Below are 16,172 nucleotides of genomic sequence, written 5' to 3' on the forward strand. Positions count from 1 at the left end.
TTCCGGAGCGCGCCGATGTCGCCTCGCCTGCTGTCCCTCACCATTGCGCTGCTAATGTTTCCGCAGCTGGCGCAGACCCTGTACAGCCCGGCGCTGGCCGATCTGGCGCAACGCTTCACCCTGCCGGCCAGCGCTGCCAGCCAGGCGATGAGCCTGTACCTGCTGGGGTTCGCGCTGGGCGTCCTGCTGTGGGGAAGGCTGGCCGACCGCGTTGGCCGTCGCCCCGCCCTTCTGGGTGGCCTGTCCGTTTTCGTGCTGGCGGCACTGGCCGGATTGGCGGCCGGCACGTTCGGCCAGGTGCTGGCTGCGCAGATGCTGGCCGCCCTGGGCGCCGCCGCCGCCTCGGTGGTGACCCAGACCGTGCTGCGCGACCACCTTGAAGGGCCCGCGCTGGCGCAGGCGTTCTCCTGGATTGGCATGGCGCTGGCGCTGAGCCCGACGATCGGGCTGGCACTGGGTTCGCTGTTGGTCGCTGCCGATGGCTATGCCGGCGTGCAGGCCGGCCTTCTGCTGATCGCTGCATTGCTGATGCTCGGCTGCGTGACCGGGCTGCGTGAAAGCCGGCTCGCGCAGATCGCGCCCGTACCGCTGCGCCCCCTGCTGCGGCAACTGCTGGGCGACCGTTGGATCTGGTCGCACGCGCTGCTGGTCATGGCCTTCAACGTGGCCATGTACAGCTGGTACGCGCTGGGGCCGTTCGTGTTCGCACGCCTGCACTGGCCGGCCAGCTGGTTCGGCGCCAGCGGTGCGGTGCTGGCGCTGGGTTCGGCGTTGGGCGCCTGGGCCAATGGCCGCCTGTTGCGTGCCGGCGTCCCTGCGTTGACGCGCATCCGCATCGCGGCATCGCTGGTACTGGCCGGTGGTGTCCTTGCAGCGCTGCTGCGCGGGCAACCGGTCATGGTGATGGCGATGCTGCCGGTCGTTGCGGGATTCGGCCTGGCCATCCCCAACGTGCTCGGGCAGGCACTACGCAGCTATGCACACTGCCTGGGCAGTGCCGGCGCCCTGTTCGGCCTGCTCTACTACCTGCTGATCGGCGCGGCGATGGCCGTTGTCGGCGCACTGCAGATGCTGGCGCCATCCATCATCGCCTGTGCACTGCTGGCGCTGTGGTTGCTGCGTCCGCGGAGCGCGCTGGCCTAGGAATTGCTGCAAACGCCCTGCACTGTGCGCCACTGCCGGAAACCGCGCGGCAGCGCTGGCTATGGTGCGTGTACTCCGCAACCACGCAGATGCCGATGATCACCATCACCGCAGAACAGGCCCGCGCAAACGCTGACGCCGCCACTCGACCGATCGAGCAGTACTACAGGGATCTGGACAAATCGATCCAGGTCGGCTCGGAAAACGGCCGCCGTTACATCGTGTTCGGCTTCAACAAGGCGCTGGCCAGCGAGCGCCTCGTCGACGGCGTCGTCGAGCAACTGCTGGAGAACCGCTTCAGTGTCGAACAGCTGCCCAGCGACGCCGAGCAGCACTACATCCGCATCAGCTGGGAAGCCGGGGAGCCCTCCCGCCTCAACGCCGGCTGATGGTGAACGCCGCGCCGTCCACGCCCAGGTCCCAGCCCTTGCCGGTACCGGACAGGGCCAGCGAGATATCGCCCTTGGTCATCACCTGCGCATTGCTGGACTTCACCGCACCGGCATGCGCGCCGACCGAGGCGTAGGTGCCCAGCAGCTCGCCGACGCTGCTGGCGCCGGTGAAGCTGCCACGGCCGTCGGTGATCTTCGACTTGCCGACGGTCAGGCCGCCCCCCTTCAGCTGGATCCGCACCGGCATGCTGGAACCGTTGGTGCAGTGGATGGTGCCGTTGCCCGAGGCGGTCTTGTAGATCAGTGACCAGCCGGACAGGTTGTAGCGCAGCTGGCAGTCGAGGTTGCCACCGGCCTGCGCGGTCGGGGCCAGGGACGCTGCGGCCAGCGCCAGCAGCAGGGCAAACGGCTTGGTATTCATCGGCAGAACATCCACATCGGTCGGAATGTGGGCGAATCTAGCAGCGCGCGCGTGCACGTTGGATGCAGGCGCGCGCGGTGAGGCGGGAAGCGTTCAGCCGCCGTATCAGGCCTGTACGTCCAGATGGAAGGCATCGGCATCGAGCATCGCCGGGAAGCGTGCACGATGCGAGGCCAGCGCTTCGGCGGAGATGGTGGTGGTCACCACCTGCTCGCGCTCGCGGATCTCCACTTGCGGCTGACCGAGGAAGTCGATCACCGCGCTGTCGCCGGCGTAGTGCAGCTGGTTGCCGTCCACGCCGACGCGGTTGACCGCGGCGACGAAGCACAGGTTCTCGATCGCGCGCGCGCGCAGCAGGGTCTTCCACGCATAGGCGCGCGCCGACGGCCAGTTGGCGACGAAGATCTGCAGGTCGAAATCCAGTTGTCCGGCACGCTCGACGTTGTAGCGGTTGCGGCAGAACACCGGGAAACGCAGGTCGTAGCAGACCTGCGGATTGATCCGCCAGCCCTTCCATTCCACGCACAACCGGTCGCGGCCGGCGGCGTAGCGCTCGTGCTCGCCGCCGTAACGGAACAGGTGGCGCTTGTCGTAGTACTGCAGGCCACCGTCGGGGGTGGCGAACAGCAGGCGGTTGTAGACGCCCTCGCCATCACGCAGCTGCACGCTGCCGATCACCGCCGCGTTCAAGGCCTTGGCCTGTTCGCGCACCCACGCTACGGTCGGGCCGTCCATGCCTTCGGCCTGTGCGATGGCCTCGTTGGAAAAGCCACTGGTGAAGGTTTCCGGCAGGATCACCAGATCGGTGGTTCCTGCCAGCGGCGCCAGCAGCGCACCGTAGTAGGCGCGGTTGCCGGCCGGGTCGTGCCAGCGGGTGTCGCCCTGCACGAGGGAAATGCGCAGATCCTGCATGCTGTCTACTCCGCTCACAGCAGGCGCAGGCGTTCGATCGCCGCGTCCAGGGTGGCCTCGTTCTTGGCGAAGCACAGGCGCACCAGGCGCTGGCCGACCGGCGCGGTTTCGTAGAACGGCGACAGCGGGATGGCGGTGACGCCCTTCTCGATGGTCAGCCACTTCACGAACTCGTGGTCTGGCAGGTCGCTGATGGCCGAATAGTCGACCAGCTGGAAGTAGCCGCCCGGTACCGGCAGCGCCTTCAGGCGGGTGCCAGCCAGCTGCTCGCGGAAGCGGTCGCGCTTGGCTTCATAGAACGCGCCCAGTTCCAGGTGATGCTGCGGTTCGTCGCGGATCATCGCAGCAAAGCCGTACTGCGCCGGGCCGAAGCTGGTGAAGGTGTTGTACTGGTGCACCTTGCGGAATTCAGCGGTCATCGCCGGCGGCGCCACCGCATAGCCGATCTTCCAGCCGGTGCAGTGGTAGGTCTTGCCGAAGCTGGAGATGACGAAGGTGCGCTCGCGCAGCTCCGGGTAGCGCAATGCCGATTCATGACGGCAGCCGTCGTAGATGATGTGCTCGTACACCTCATCGGAGATCAGGTAGATCTGCGTGCCGCGCAGCACGTCGGCCAAGGCCTGCATGTCCGCTTCGTCCAGCATCGCGCCGGACGGGTTGTGCGGGGTGTTGACCATCAGCAGGCGGGTGCGCGGGGTGATCGCCGCGCGCACGCGGTCCCAGTCCACCGCGAAGGTCTGCGGGTCCAGCGGCACGTGCACGGCGGTGGCGCCGGCCAGTTCGATGGCCGGTTCGTAGCAGTCGTAGGCCGGGTCGAGCACGATCACTTCCTCGCCGGCACGCACCACGGCGTGGATGGCGTTGAAGATCGCCTCGGTGGCGCCGCTGGTGACGGTGATCTCGGTGTCCGGATCGATCGTCGCGCCGTACAGGTCCAGCGACTTCTGCGCGATGGCCTGGCGCAGCGGTGCCACGCCGGTCATGGGAGGGTACTGGTTCAGGCCCGCGGCCATCGCCTTGCTGGTCTCGTCGATCAGGCGCTGCGGCGCGGAGAAATCCGGGAACCCCTGGCCGAGGTTGACCGCGCCGTGTTCGGCGGCGAGCTGGGACATCACGGTGAAGATCGTGGTACCGACCTTGGGCAGCTTGGTGTTCGGTTGCATCGGCCTGGGGGGATGGGGAGACAGACCCCTGAGTTTACGCAATCGTGCTGCGGTAGTGCCGGCCGCTGGCCGGCAACCTCGACCCGCTACATCGGTCCCTTGCAGAGCTGCCGGCCAGCGGCCGGCACTACCCGATGCGGTTTCACCGCTACAATTGCCGCCGCACTCCCGCATGAAGACCCCTGCGCCTTGAACACCCCTGCATTGCTGGCCGCCAGCGGCCTGAGCTTCTCCCGCAATGACGAGCCGGTGTTCGGCCCGCTGGACTTCCACGTGGATGCCGGCGAGGCGCTGCTGGTGCAGGGCGGCAACGGTGCCGGCAAGACCACCCTGCTGCGCGTGCTGTCCGGCCTGGCGCCCCCGGGCGCTGGCCAGGTGCTGATCGACGGCAAGCCAGCCGGCAACACCGAGCGTGCGCGCTATGTCGCCTACCTCAGCCACCTGCCTGCCCTGAAGGCGGACCTGGATACGCTGGAGAACCTGCATTTCCTCTGCGGCCTGCACGGCCGCCGTGCACGGCAGATGCCGGGCAATGCGCTGGCCATCGTCGGCCTGGCCGGCTACGAGGACACCTTGGTGCGGCACCTGTCGGCCGGGCAGAAGCGGCGGCTGGCGCTGGCCCGGATCTGGCTGTCGCCGGCACCGCTGTGGCTGCTCGACGAACCCTATGCCAACCTCGACCTGGAAGGCATCAACCTGGTCAACCGGATGATATCCGCACACCTGCGCAGCGGCGGCGCCGCCCTGGTCACCACCCATGGCGCCTATGCCGCGCCGCCGGTACGCACCCGCCAGCTCGATCTGGGCGGTGAAGCATGATCGCGCCAGGTACTGAGCCGGGCCTGTGGCAGACCGCCCGCGCCCTGGTTGCCCGCGATCTGCGCCTGCTCTGGCGCCGTCGCGGTGATGCGCTGCAGCCGCTGCTGTTCGCCCTGCTGGTGGTAGTGCTGTTCGCCCTCGCCCAGGGCCGCGACCCACAGCCGTTGGCCGCCACCGCCGGTGCCGTACTGTGGTTGGCGGTGCTGCTGGCTGGGCAGCTGGCGCTGGATTCGCTGTTCCGCTCCGATGCCGAAGACGGTTCGCTCGAACAATGGCTGCTGGCGCCGGTGCCGCTGGCATGGCTGGTGCTGGTACGGGTGCTGCTGCATTGGGCGACCACCGCCCTGCCACTGATCATCCTGAGCCCGCTGCTGGCGGAAATGCTGCATCTGCCGCATGACCAGCTGCCGATGTTGCTGGCATCGTTGCTGCTGGGAACGCCGTTGTTGAGCCTGATCGGCGGCGTGGTCGCGGCACTGACCGTGGGCATCCGGCGCTCTGGTATTCTCGTGGCGTTGCTGTCGTTGCCGTTGTACGTACCGGTGCTTGTCTTCGGTGCTGGCAGCCTGGCGGCAGCCAGCCGCGGACAGGATCCGGTCGGTGCGCTGCTGATGCTGGGCGCTGGACTGGTGATCGCCCTGGTGCTGGCACCGCTGGCGACCGCTGCTGCGATCCGTATTTCTCTGAGTTGACCGAGCTGAGAGCCAATCCACCCCTGCTGGATAGCCGCCACGCATGAATCCGATCGTCCGCTGGTTCCATCAACTCGGTTCGCCCCCGACCTTCGATCGTTTCGCCGCACGCTGGTCCCGCGTGTTCTACGCCGCGGCGGTTCCGGTGCTGCTGATCGGCCTGTGGCAGGGCCTGTTCGTGGCACCGCCGGAACAGAACCAGCACGACGCCTTCCGCATCATCTACATCCATGTCCCCAGCGCCTGGATGAGCCTGTTCGTGTTCGCGCTGATGGCCGCCTACGCCGCCATCGCGCTGATCTGGCGCATCAAGATCTGCGAGATCCTGGCGATGGCCTGTGCGCCGATGGGCGCCGGCTTCACCCTGATCACCCTGCTGACCGGCAGCATCTGGGGCAAGGGCACCTGGGGCACCTGGTGGGACTGGGATCCGCGCATGACCAGCGAGCTGATCCTGCTGTTCCTGTACCTGGGTGTGATCGGCCTGTACCACGCCATCGAAGACCGCCGCAGTGCGGCACGCGCGGCCGGCCTGCTGGCCATCGTGGGCGTGGGCCTGCTGCCGATCATCCGCTATTCGGTGGACTGGTGGGGCGCGCTGCACCAGCGCCAGTCGATCAACGTGTTCGGCGAGAATGCCGTGCGGCCGGAACTGATCGCCCCGCTGTGGTGGATGGTGGTGGCCACCAAGCTGTGGTTCGTCGGCTCGCTGCTGGCCAAGGCGCGTGCCGACAACATCGCGCGCGAAGCCGGCAAGGCCTGGATCGGCGAGCGCTTCGGCACCGCGGATGGGGAGGCACGGCAATGACCCATCTGCCCTATCTCATCGCCGCTTTCGCGGTGTTCCTGTTGGTGCTGGGCTGCGATGCCCTGGGCTCGTGGCTGCGCCTGCGCAGCGCCCGTCAGCTGGCGCAACGCCGCCAGCAGCGGCTGCAGGCACGTGGCAACGCGGCGGCACAGGCGCCGCTGGCCACCGAGCTCAGCCGATGACGCCGGTACAGCGACGCCGCATGATCTGGGTGCTCCTGCTGCTGCTGGCCTCCGCGCTGGCGACCACCCTGGTGGCCTTCGCCCTGCAGCGCAACATCGCCTACCTGTACACCCCGTCGGAAGTGCTGCGCGGGGACGTCGATGCGCAGTCGCGTTTCCGTCTGGGCGGCATGGTGGTGAAGGGATCCTTCGATCGACCCAGCGGCTCGCTGCAGGCCCACTTCGTGGTTACCGACGGCGATGCGACGCTGCCGGTCAGCACCGACCGCATCCTGCCGGACATGTTCCGCGAGGGCACCGCGGTGGTCGCCAGCGGCCGTCTTCAGGACGGCACCTTCGTCGCCGACGAGGTACTGGCCAAGCACGATGAGAACTACGTGCCCAAGGAAGTGGCCGACAAGATGGGCGATGCGCATCGCAAGCACGATGTGCCGGTCACGGCGCCCGAGGTGCGCTGAGTGCTTCCCGAATTCGGTCAGATCCTCCTGCTCTGCGCGTTGCTGGCCTCGCTGCTGCAGGCAGTGCTGCCGCTGGTCGGTGCGCAGCGCGGCAACGACGCATGGATGTCCATTGCCCGCCCGGCAGCCTTTGCCCAGCTGGTGCTGCTGGCCGGCGCCTTCGCCGTACTGACGGCGGCCTTCGTGCAGCAGGACTTCTCGGTACGCTACGTGGCCGAGAACTCCAATTCACTACTGCCACTGATCTACCGCTATTCGGCGGTGTGGGGTGCGCACGAAGGCTCGCTGCTGATGTGGGCGCTGGTGCTGGCGCTGTGGACCGGCGCGGTGGCGCTGTTCTCGCGGCACCTGCCGGCACCGGTACAGGCGCGCGTGCTGGCGGTGATGGGCGTGGTCAGTGTCGGCTTCCTCGCCTTCCTGATCTTCACCTCCAATCCGTTCCTGCGCCTGGACCCGGTGCCACTGGAAGGCCGTGACCTCAACCCGCTGCTGCAGGACCCGGGGCTGATCATCCATCCGCCGATGCTGTACCTGGGCTACGTCGGCTTCGCGGTGCCGTTCGCCTTCGCCGTGGCGGCGCTGCTGGAAGGCCGCGTCGACGCACGCTGGCAGCGCTGGACGCGGCCCTGGACCAACGTCGCCTGGGGCTTCCTGACGCTGGGCATCGCACTGGGCAGCTGGTGGGCGTACTACGAACTGGGCTGGGGCGGCTGGTGGTTCTGGGACCCGGTCGAGAACGCCAGTTTCATGCCGTGGCTGGTTGGCGCGGCGCTGATCCATTCGCAGGCGGTGACCGAAAAACGCGGCACCTTCGGCAGCTGGACGCTGCTGCTGGCCATCGCGGCGTTCGCGCTGTCGTTGCTGGGCACCTTCCTGGTCCGCTCCGGCGTGCTGACCAGCGTGCATTCGTTCGCGGCCGATCCCTCGCGTGGGCTGTTCATCCTGATCTTCCTGTCGGTGCTGGTGGGTGGCAGCCTGCTGCTGTATGCGCTGCGTGCGCCGCGGCTGGCAGTGGACGCCGGCGATCCGCGCCGTGGCTTCACCGCAACCTCGCGCGAAACCCTGCTGCTGGCCAACAACCTGCTGCTGGCCAGCGCCTGCGCGATGGTCCTGCTCGGCACCCTCTACCCGCTGCTGGCCGATGCGCTGTCGCTGGGCAAGATCTCGGTGGGCCCGCCGTACTTCGGCAGCCTGTTCCTGCTGTTGATGGCACCAATGGTGATGCTGCTGCCGTTCGGTCCGCTGGTGAAGTGGCAGCGCGACCAACCCTCGCGCGCACTGGCATTGCTGTTGCCATGGGCGGGCCTGGCCGTGCTGCTCGGCGCCTGGGCCTGGTGGCAGGCGCCGCAGAATGGCTGGAAGGCCGGCATCGGTGTTGCCGCTGCGGCCTGGGTCGGCCTGGGCACCGCCCGCTTCGTCTGGCAGCGCCTGCGTGGCAATGGCCGCTTCACTGCCGAAATGCTTGGCATGATCGTCGCCCATGCCGGTGTCGCGGTATTCCTGGCCGGCGCGCTGCTGGTGGAAGCGTTGAACGTGCAGCGTGAAGTCGCGTTGTCGCCGGGGCAGCAGGTGGTGGTCGCCGGTCACGAAGTGCGCTTCGAGGGCGTGGACCACCGCGAAGGCCCCAATTTCATCGCTGATCGCGGCCATCTGCGGGTGCTGCGCGATGGTCGCGAACTGGCCCTGCTGCATCCGGAGAAGCGCCAGTACGCCAGCGGCGGACAGGTGATGACCGAAGCCGGCATCGATGCACGCCTCAGCGGCGATGTCTACGTGGCATTAGGCGAGTCGCTGGGCAACAATGCATGGGCGGTACGGGTGCACATCAAGCCCTTCGTGCGCTGGATCTGGCTGGGCGCGCTGTTGATGGCCCTGGGCGGATTCATCACCGCCGCCGATCGCCGCTTTCGTCGTCCGTAGGAGTCCCCCATGTCCGAGTCACCTGCCCCACGCCCTTCCCGCCCGCTGCCGCCGGTAGCCATCGTGATTGGCGTCCTGTTCTTCTTCGGCCTGCTTGGCCTGATGATCTACGGGGTGATGAAATCGGGCGATCCGCAGCGCGATGTGCTGCCTTCAGCGCTGATCAACAAGCCGGCGCCGGCGTTCGCGCTGCCGGTGCTGCATGACCCGCAGATGATCGTGCGCAGCGAGGAACTGCGTGGCGCGCCCTACCTGCTCAACGTCTGGGGCAGCTGGTGCGCGGCCTGCCGTGAAGAACATCCGGTGCTGACCCGCTTCGCCGAGAGCAAGCGCGTACGCGTGATCGGCTACAACTGGAAGGATGAACCCACCGACGCGCTGCACTGGCTGGAACAGCTGGGCAACCCGTTCATGGTCGTGCTGAGCGACATCGAGGGCCGCACCGCCATCGACTGGGGCGTGACCGCAGCACCGGAGACCTTCCTGGTTGATGGCAGTGGCATCGTGCGCTGGAAGTACAGCGGTGCGATGACCCAGCAGGTGGTCGACGAGAAATTGATTCCGGCGCTGGAGAAGCTTGAAAAGGCCCAAGGCGATGCCGGCAACACCCTGCACGCCTCGCCGTAAGCACATGCGCTGGCTGCTGCCGCTGCTGCTGGCGATGACCCTGGCGCTGCCGAACGCCGGCCTCGCCCAACAACCGGTGCATGATGCGCGGCCACTGGTGTTCCGCGATGCGGCCGAGGAAGCGCGCTTCCACGACCTGGCCGCGCAGCTGCGCTGCGTGCAGTGCCAGAACCAGTCATTGGCCGATTCCAATGCGCAGATCGCCCAGGACCTGCGCCGTGAAGTGCTGCAGTTGATACAGCAGGGCCTCGACGACGCCGCGATCAAGCAGTTCCTGGTCGCCCGCTATGGCGAGTTCGTGCTCTATCAGCCACCGCTGCAACCGGGTACCTGGCTGCTGTGGGGCGGTCCACTGCTGGTACTGGGTGGCGGCGCGCTGGTAGTGATGGGCATCGTCCGTCGTCGCAGCCGGCAGATGGATGCATCCGCTGCAGTGAACCCAACCGAGGGAGAGGACTGGTGACGCACTGGTTGCCGATGGTCGCCGCAGTGGCCGCTGCGCTGTTGGCGGCAGTGGTGCTGTGGCCGCTGCGCCAGCAAGGCCGTCGCGGCTTCGTGCTGGGGGTGGTGACACTGGGCGTGGCCGGTGCCTGCCTGTACCTGCTGGTTGGCAATCCCCGCGCCGCACAGGTGCAGCCCGCACCGTCGGTCGCCACCCTGCGTGACGGCGTAGAAGCATTGCAGCAGGCGTTGCAACGTGACCCGCAACGCGCCGATGGCTGGGCGCTGCTGGGCCGTTCGCAGGCCGAGCTCGGCAATGCCGCCGCTGCGGCCGATGCCTTCAACCGTGCCGCAGCACTGGCTCCGGACGAACCGGGCGTGCTGGTCGAAGCAGCGCAGGCACGTGCCCAGGCCGATCCAGGCAAACAGTTCGATGACACCGCACTGGCATGGCTGCAGCGTGCACATACCTTGTCGCCCGATGCCGAGCGCGCAAGCTGGCTGCTTGGCATCGCGCTGCGCCAGCGTGGCCGCAACGCCGAGGCTGCTGATCTCTGGAGCACGCTGCTGCCTCGCCTGGAGCCGGGTGCGGCGCAGGCGCTGCAGGCGCAGATCGCCATCGCCCGCGAGGCAGCCGGCCAGCCGTCGGACACACCTGCAGCTGCACCGGCGCTGCTGCAGGTGCGGGTGCAACTGCCCGCATCGTTGAAAGCGGGTGACTGGCCGGCCAGCACCCAGGTGTTCGTGCTGGCGCGCGCGGTGGGCGGCCCGCCGATGCCGGTGGCTGCGCGCAAGCTGCCCTTGGCCGACTTCCCTGCAACGGTCGGCCTGGGCGACGGCGACAGCCCGATGCCGACTGCACCGTTGTCGGCGCATCGCGAAGTGGAAGTACTGGCGCGCATTTCGCGCAGCGGCAGCGCCAACCGCAGCGAAGACGACCTGCAGACCGTCCCGGTCAAGGTCAGCCTGCCGCATGACGGTGTGGTCGAACTGCGGTTCCCGTAACGTACCCGCGCCGCTGCGCTCGCCGGGCATGGCCCGGCGCTACCCACGCGCACCACCGGTAGCGCCGGGCCATGCCCGGCGGATCCACGCTCAGCCCGCCCATGGAAACCAGCGTGTCGCCAGCTGCACATGCCGCCCCGCTAGAATGCCCACATGACCGAATTCATTCCGCCCGGCACACGCTTCCATGCCCTGCCCTCACCCTTTCCGTGCAAACGCGGCGGCGCCCTGCACGGTGCGCGTGTGGCCTACGAGACCTGGGGTGCGCTGGACGCAGACGCCAGCAACGCGATCCTGATCGTCACCGGCCTGTCGCCGGATGCGCATGCCGCGGCCAATGCCGATAACCCTGCAAGCGGCTGGTGGGAAGCCATGCTCGGCCCCGGCAAACCGATCGATACCGACCGCTGGTTCGTGATCTGCGTGAACTCGCTGGGCAGCTGCAAGGGCTCCACCGGCCCTGCATCGATCAATCCGGCCAACGGCGAGCTGTATCGCCTGGATTTTCCGGAACTGTCGATCGAAGACGGCGCACGCGCGGCGGTTGACGTAGTACACGCGCTGGGCATCGAGCAGCTCGCCTGCGTGATCGGCAATTCAATGGGCGGGATGACGGCGCTGGCGGTGTTGCTGCTGCATCCGGGCATCGCCCGCAGCCATATCAACATTTCCGGCAGCGCGCAGGCCCTGCCCTTCTCCATCGCCATCCGTTCGCTGCAGCGCGAAGCGATCCGGCTGGATCCGCGCTGGAATGGTGGCCACTACGACAATGACGCGTACCCGGAATCGGGCATGCGCATGGCACGCAAGCTGGGCGTGATCACCTACCGCTCGGCGCTGGAATGGGATGGTCGCTTCGGTCGCGTGCGGCTGGATTCAGACCAGGCCGACGATGATCCGTTCGGCCTGGAATTCCAGGTCGAAAGCTATCTGGAAGGACATGCACGCCGGTTCGTGCGCTTCTTCGATCCGAACTGCTATCTGTACCTTAGCCGCTCGATGGACTGGTTCGACCTGGCCGAATATGGCGACGGCGATGTGCTGGCCGGGCTGGCCAGCATCCGCGTCGACAAGGCGCTCGCAATTGGCGCGAACACCGACATCCTGTTCCCGGTACAGCAGCAGCAACAGGTCGCCGATGGCCTGCGCGCCGGCGGCGCGGATGCGCGTTTCATCGGTCTGGAATCACCGCAGGGCCATGACGCGTTCCTGGTCGACTTCGAACGTTTCGGCCCGGCCGTACGCGGCTTTCTCGACGAACTGTAATGGTGTGGCGGCGCACTCTCGCACTGGCCGCGTTCGGTGCGTTGATCGGTTTGACCGCAACCGGCGTGTTTCCGCTGTGGCTGGGCGCATGGTGCGCGCTGGCCAGCGCGGTGTCGTTCGGTCTGTATGGATACGACAAGCGTGCCGCACAGCGAAAACAGCAGCGGACGCCGGAACGTACGCTGCAGTTGCTGGCCTTTGCTGGTGGCTGGCCCGGTGCGCTGCTCGGCCAGGCGCTGTTCCGCCACAAACATCGCAAAGTGCAGTTCCAGTGGGTGTTCTGGTTGTGCGTGCTGGCCAACGTGGCCTCGATCGCGGTGACGCTGCGCGAATTTTCCCGATAGCTGCCCTGTAGATCCACGCCACGCGTGGATATGCCGACCAAGGTCGGCCTCTACCGAGGCAGCTCGCGGACCAGCACCCCGTTCACCAACCGGTACTGCACATCCACCACACCCGCGGGCAGGTCATCGTGGGTGATCATCAGCAGGCTGCGCCCTTCCAGCAGTGCTGGCAGGTCCTGCAGCAGCGCGCGCGCGGTATCCACGTCCAGGCCTTCGGTGGGTTCATCCACCAGCAGGATCGGTGCATTGCGCAGCAGCGCGCGGGCCAGCGCCAGGCGCCGCGCCTGGCCAGCCGACATCGTCGCGCCGTTCTCGCCCACCCAGGCCAGCAGGCCGCCGTTGCGATCGGCCCATTCGCCCAGCCGTACCCGCTGCAGCACCGCCCACAACGTTTCGTCGCTGGCCTCGGGATCGCCCAGTCGCAGGTTTTCGGCCACGCTGCCGGCAAATACCGGTGCGTTCTGCGGCAGCCATGCCAGATGCCGGTGCCAGTCGGCCTGGGCGACATCGCGCAGGTCCTGGCCACCGTAGGTCAGCCGCCCCTGCTGCGGATCCCACAGACGCAGCAGCAGGCTCGACAACGTGGTCTTGCCGCTGCCGCTGTCGCCACGGATGGCGATGCGCTCGCCCGGTGCCAGCGTCAGCTGCAGGCCACACAGTACCGGCCGTGCGGCGCCCGGCCACTGGAAGTGGACGTCGTCCCAGTGCACGGTCGCGGCCGGCGCCAGTGGCTGCGGCGATGCAGGCTCCTGCACCGAAGGCGGTTGCTCGACGATGGCCTGCAGGCGCGCGCCCGCAATGCGCCCTGATTGCAGCGACTGCCAGGCCAGGCCCATGCCCGCCCACAGCTCGATCATCGCCACGGTCAGGAACACCAGCCCTGCCGCCATTTCCGGTGCGACCCGCTGTTGTTCGGCCGCATGCAGCGCCAGTGCCAGCATCGCCACCAGGCCGAGCCCGGCCAGCACGCCATGCAGCGTTGATGCAGCAATCAGCCGCAGGCGTCGACGACGATCACGCGAGGCCACCTGTTTGGCCGCCACCCGCACCTTCAACTGCCAGGCGTTGCCGGCATGCAGCGCAGCCAGATCGGCCGCCCCTTCCAGCCCTTCGAATGCCGCCGTGCGCAACGCTGCACGATGTGCGGCACGGTCGGCCTCTTCGCTGTCATGTCCCCGCACGCCCAGCCACGGCACGCCAATGCCGATCAGCAACGCCAGGACCGCCAGCAGCAGCGCTGCCGATGGCAGGATCAACGCCGCCGAGCCCACGCCCACCAGCGTCAACGCCGCCAGCGCCAGCAACGGGCCGATGGCACGCACCAGCAGGCCATCGATTTCGCCGATGTCGCCCAGCAGCCGCGCCAGCAGATCGCCGGTGCGGGTCGCCCCCAGCCGTGCCGGGGCCAGTGGCAGCGCGCGGCGGAAGAACCACACGCGCAGGTCGCGGGCGATGCGCAGGGTAGCGTCATGCCCCACCAGTTTTTCGAAGTAGCGCGATGCGATGCGCGCCATGGTCAGCCCGCGGATGCCGGCCGACGGAGTGAAGAAATTGAAGCCCTGGCCAAGGCCCGCTGCACCGGCCAGCGCTGCAGCAGTGAGGAAACCACCGGACAGGCCCAGCAGTGCGGTACCGGCCAGCATCGTGGTCCATAGCAGCAGCACCGCCAGCAGCAGGCGCGGGCGATGGCGCAGGAATACCGTGCGCAGCGAATCGGCAGAGCGGCTCATGCGCGTACCGCCTGCGCCGGCTCAACCAGGCGCCCTTCGGGCAACAGCAGGCAGCGGTCGGCCCAGGCGATCACCGCCGGGCTGTGGGTGGCCACCACCACGCTGCGTCCGCGCGCATACGCAGCCAGGCTGCGCAGCAGCGCCGCTTCGGTTTCGGCGTCGAGGAAGGCGGTCGGCTCATCCAGCAGCAGCACCTGCGGATCGCGCAGCAGCAGGCGTGCCAGACCGATGCGACGTGCTTCGCCGCCGGACAGGCCAAAGCCACGCTCGCCGATCAGCGTATCCAGCCCCTGCGGCAGGCGCTGCGCGAACTGCAACACCTGTGCGGCTTCGGCAACGGCGCGCAGGCGCGCATCACTGGCACCGGGATCGGCCAAGCGCAGGTTCTCGGCGATGGTGCCGTGGAACAGATAAGGACGCTGGCTGGCATAGGCCACCTGCAGCCCCGGGCGCAGCTGCACCCGGCCCACACGCGGCGGCAGCCAACCGGCCAACGCTTCCAGCAACGTGCTCTTGCCGCTGCCACTGGGGCCGACCAGGGCCAGACGCTGCCCCGGTTCAAGCTGCAGGTCCAGGTTCTGCAGCACATCGTGCGCAGCGCCCAACGGACGCAATACCAGACCGTGCGCCTGCAGTGGCGGCAACGCGGCTTCGGCCGGCTCCGGCGTCAGCGGCACAGTGCCGTCGACTGTGGTCGTCTCCTCTTCCGGCAGCACCTGCAGCAGGCGCTCCACCTCGGCGGCAGCGGCCAGCGCATTGGCACGGTCGTGATAATGCGCGGCCAAGCGCCGCAACGGCGCGTAGAACTCCGGTGCCAGCAGCAGGCAGAACAAGCCCGCCCCCAGCGTCGGCACGGTCGCATGCAGCGACATCAGGCCCAGATAGCTCAGGCCCAGATACAACGCGACCATCGCCACGCTGACCGACGCAAAGAATTCCAGCACGGTGGATGACAGGAAGGCGATGCGCAGGACCTTCATGGTGCGCACGCGAACGCCCTCGGCCGCCGCCTCGATGCCCTCCAGTTCGGCCTCGCCCCGCCCGTACAGGCGCAGCAGACCCAAGCCTTTGATGCGATCGGCAAAATGCCCGCTCATCCGCGCCAGCTCGCCCAGCTGCGCGCGTCCAGCCGCTTCGGCGCCCCAGCCGACCAGCATCATGAAAAACGGCACCAGCGGCGCGGTGAACAGCAGGATCAGTGCGACCACCCAATCGACCCAGGCCACAGCAGCCAGGATCAACAACGGCACCACCACCACTTCGGTGCGTACCGGCAGAAAACCACTGTAGTAATTCTCGATGGCATCGCCGTGATGCAGCATCAGCTCACCCAGTTCACCGGTGCGGCGTTGCCGCAGCCACAACGGTCCGTGCCCGAGCAGGCGCGCGAAGACGCGCTCGCGCAGGGACAGGCGTGCGGCATCGGCAACGTCACCGGCCGCAGCCTGGGTGACACTGCCCAGCAGGGTCCGCGCCACCAGGATCACCGCCAGCGCGGCCAGCACCGGCAGGCCCTGGGCCAACGGCACCCGCTCGACCAGCACCTGCTGCACCAGCCAGGCGATAGCGGCAGCTTGAGCGATCAACAGCGCGCCGGACACGCTGATGCACAGCGACGCCAGCCGCTGACGTCCCTTCGCGGCACGCGCCAGATCGGCCAGCCAGGCGATACGCACACGCCGCAGGCGGGTCGATTCGTCATCCCGATCAGGGGCGTCAGCGGTCGGTTCGGCAGCGCTCAAGGCTCTTCACAGGCAGCAGGGGGATGGACGGCATTGTAGGCGCAGGCAACAGCCTTCCCCTGCGGCCGGCGGTCGCAGTCTTCATCGGGTTGGCATACGATCCTCCT

At 67.9% G+C, this 16,172-nt stretch carries 18 protein-coding genes; 13 read left to right on the plus strand and 5 right to left on the minus strand.

The window, feature by feature from the left end; genetic code table 11:
- The first annotated feature begins 15 nt into the window (after nt 1-15).
- Both ACEF39_RS13955 and ACEF39_RS13960 read left to right on the plus strand, forming a co-directional pair.
- The gene (locus ACEF39_RS13955; protein ID WP_500285483.1) at nt 16-1,143 is read left to right on the plus strand and encodes an MFS transporter; all 1,128 of its coding nucleotides are present in this window, start codon (nt 16-18) and stop codon (nt 1,141-1,143) included.
- 95 nt (nt 1,144-1,238) lie between these two features.
- Nucleotides 1,239-1,532 (plus strand): hypothetical protein, encoded by a 294-nt coding sequence (locus ACEF39_RS13960; RefSeq protein WP_500285484.1) that lies wholly within the window; start codon nt 1,239-1,241, stop codon nt 1,530-1,532.
- On the opposite strand, the gene ACEF39_RS13965 is transcribed toward ACEF39_RS13960, so the two are convergent.
- The 3 genes from ACEF39_RS13965 to ACEF39_RS13975 all read right to left on the minus strand — a co-directional run bounded on the left by ACEF39_RS13965 (nt 1,519) and on the right by ACEF39_RS13975 (nt 4,031).
- Complete coding sequence (locus tag ACEF39_RS13965) at nt 1,519-1,956, minus strand: hypothetical protein (protein WP_025876484.1); 438 nt, start codon at nt 1,954-1,956, stop codon at nt 1,519-1,521. The two genes, ACEF39_RS13960 and ACEF39_RS13965, sit on opposite strands and share 14 nt — an antisense overlap.
- Before the next feature lie 105 nt (nt 1,957-2,061).
- Nucleotides 2,062-2,868, minus strand: coding sequence for an amidohydrolase (locus tag ACEF39_RS13970; protein WP_500285485.1), 807 nt, complete (start codon nt 2,866-2,868; stop codon nt 2,062-2,064).
- Between the two features lie 14 nt (nt 2,869-2,882).
- Complete coding sequence (locus ACEF39_RS13975; protein ID WP_500285486.1) at nt 2,883-4,031, minus strand: pyridoxal phosphate-dependent aminotransferase; 1,149 nt, start codon at nt 4,029-4,031, stop codon at nt 2,883-2,885.
- 12 nt (nt 4,032-4,043) lie between these two features.
- On the opposite strand from ACEF39_RS13975, the gene ccmA reads away from it, so the two are divergent.
- The 11 genes from ccmA to ACEF39_RS14030 all read left to right on the plus strand — a co-directional run bounded on the left by ccmA (nt 4,044) and on the right by ACEF39_RS14030 (nt 12,593).
- Nucleotides 4,044-4,850, plus strand: coding sequence for a heme ABC exporter ATP-binding protein CcmA (gene ccmA, locus ACEF39_RS13980; protein WP_500285487.1), 807 nt, complete (start codon nt 4,044-4,046; stop codon nt 4,848-4,850).
- Nucleotides 4,847-5,542, plus strand: coding sequence for a heme exporter protein CcmB (gene ccmB, locus ACEF39_RS13985; protein ID WP_500285488.1), 696 nt, complete (start codon nt 4,847-4,849; stop codon nt 5,540-5,542). The genes ccmA and ccmB overlap by 4 nt, the downstream gene beginning before the upstream one ends.
- A 43-nt stretch (nt 5,543-5,585) precedes the next feature.
- Nucleotides 5,586-6,350: a heme ABC transporter permease CcmC gene (gene ccmC / locus ACEF39_RS13990; RefSeq protein WP_500285489.1), complete on the plus strand. Its 765-nt coding sequence runs from the start codon at nt 5,586-5,588 to the stop codon at nt 6,348-6,350.
- Complete coding sequence (gene ccmD, locus ACEF39_RS13995; protein WP_500285490.1) at nt 6,347-6,532, plus strand: heme exporter protein CcmD; 186 nt, start codon at nt 6,347-6,349, stop codon at nt 6,530-6,532. Before ccmC ends, ccmD begins: the two co-directional genes overlap by 4 nt.
- Nucleotides 6,529-6,990 carry a cytochrome c maturation protein CcmE gene (ccmE, locus tag ACEF39_RS14000; protein ID WP_380657721.1) on the plus strand — a complete coding sequence of 154 codons (462 nt, stop codon included), beginning with the start codon at nt 6,529-6,531 and terminating at the stop codon, nt 6,988-6,990. The genes ccmD and ccmE overlap by 4 nt, the downstream gene beginning before the upstream one ends.
- Nucleotides 6,991-8,910 carry a heme lyase CcmF/NrfE family subunit gene (locus tag ACEF39_RS14005; RefSeq protein WP_500285491.1) on the plus strand — a complete coding sequence of 640 codons (1,920 nt, stop codon included), beginning with the start codon at nt 6,991-6,993 and terminating at the stop codon, nt 8,908-8,910.
- Nucleotides 8,911-8,919: 9 nt separating this feature from the next.
- Nucleotides 8,920-9,537: a DsbE family thiol:disulfide interchange protein gene (locus ACEF39_RS14010; RefSeq protein WP_500285492.1), complete on the plus strand. Its 618-nt coding sequence runs from the start codon at nt 8,920-8,922 to the stop codon at nt 9,535-9,537.
- A 4-nt stretch (nt 9,538-9,541) separates the two neighbouring features.
- Nucleotides 9,542-10,000, plus strand: a complete 459-nt coding sequence (locus ACEF39_RS14015; RefSeq protein ID WP_500285493.1) for a cytochrome c-type biogenesis protein — start codon at nt 9,542-9,544, stop codon at nt 9,998-10,000.
- Nucleotides 9,994-10,983: a tetratricopeptide repeat protein gene (locus ACEF39_RS14020; RefSeq protein ID WP_500288026.1), complete on the plus strand. Its 990-nt coding sequence runs from the start codon at nt 9,994-9,996 to the stop codon at nt 10,981-10,983. Before ACEF39_RS14015 ends, ACEF39_RS14020 begins: the two co-directional genes overlap by 7 nt.
- Nucleotides 10,984-11,136: 153 nt before the next feature.
- Nucleotides 11,137-12,249 (plus strand): homoserine O-acetyltransferase MetX, encoded by a 1,113-nt coding sequence (gene metX, locus ACEF39_RS14025; RefSeq protein ID WP_500285494.1) that lies wholly within the window; start codon nt 11,137-11,139, stop codon nt 12,247-12,249.
- Nucleotides 12,249-12,593, plus strand: coding sequence for a DUF1294 domain-containing protein (locus ACEF39_RS14030; RefSeq protein ID WP_500285495.1), 345 nt, complete (start codon nt 12,249-12,251; stop codon nt 12,591-12,593). The genes metX and ACEF39_RS14030 overlap by 1 nt, the downstream gene beginning before the upstream one ends.
- A gap of 50 nt (nt 12,594-12,643) precedes the next feature.
- Here the strand turns inward: ACEF39_RS14030 and cydC are convergent, their stop codons facing one another.
- Nucleotides 12,644-14,323: a thiol reductant ABC exporter subunit CydC gene (cydC, locus tag ACEF39_RS14035; protein WP_500285496.1), complete on the minus strand. Its 1,680-nt coding sequence runs from the start codon at nt 14,321-14,323 to the stop codon at nt 12,644-12,646.
- Complete coding sequence (cydD, locus tag ACEF39_RS14040) at nt 14,320-16,065, minus strand: thiol reductant ABC exporter subunit CydD (RefSeq protein ID WP_500285497.1); 1,746 nt, start codon at nt 16,063-16,065, stop codon at nt 14,320-14,322. The genes cydC and cydD overlap by 4 nt, the downstream gene beginning before the upstream one ends.
- Nucleotides 16,066-16,172: the final 107 nt, after the last annotated feature.

Origin of the sequence: Stenotrophomonas indicatrix (genome assembly GCA_041545745.1) — a bacterium.
Taxonomy (GTDB): domain Bacteria; phylum Pseudomonadota; class Gammaproteobacteria; order Xanthomonadales; family Xanthomonadaceae; genus Stenotrophomonas; species Stenotrophomonas indicatrix_A.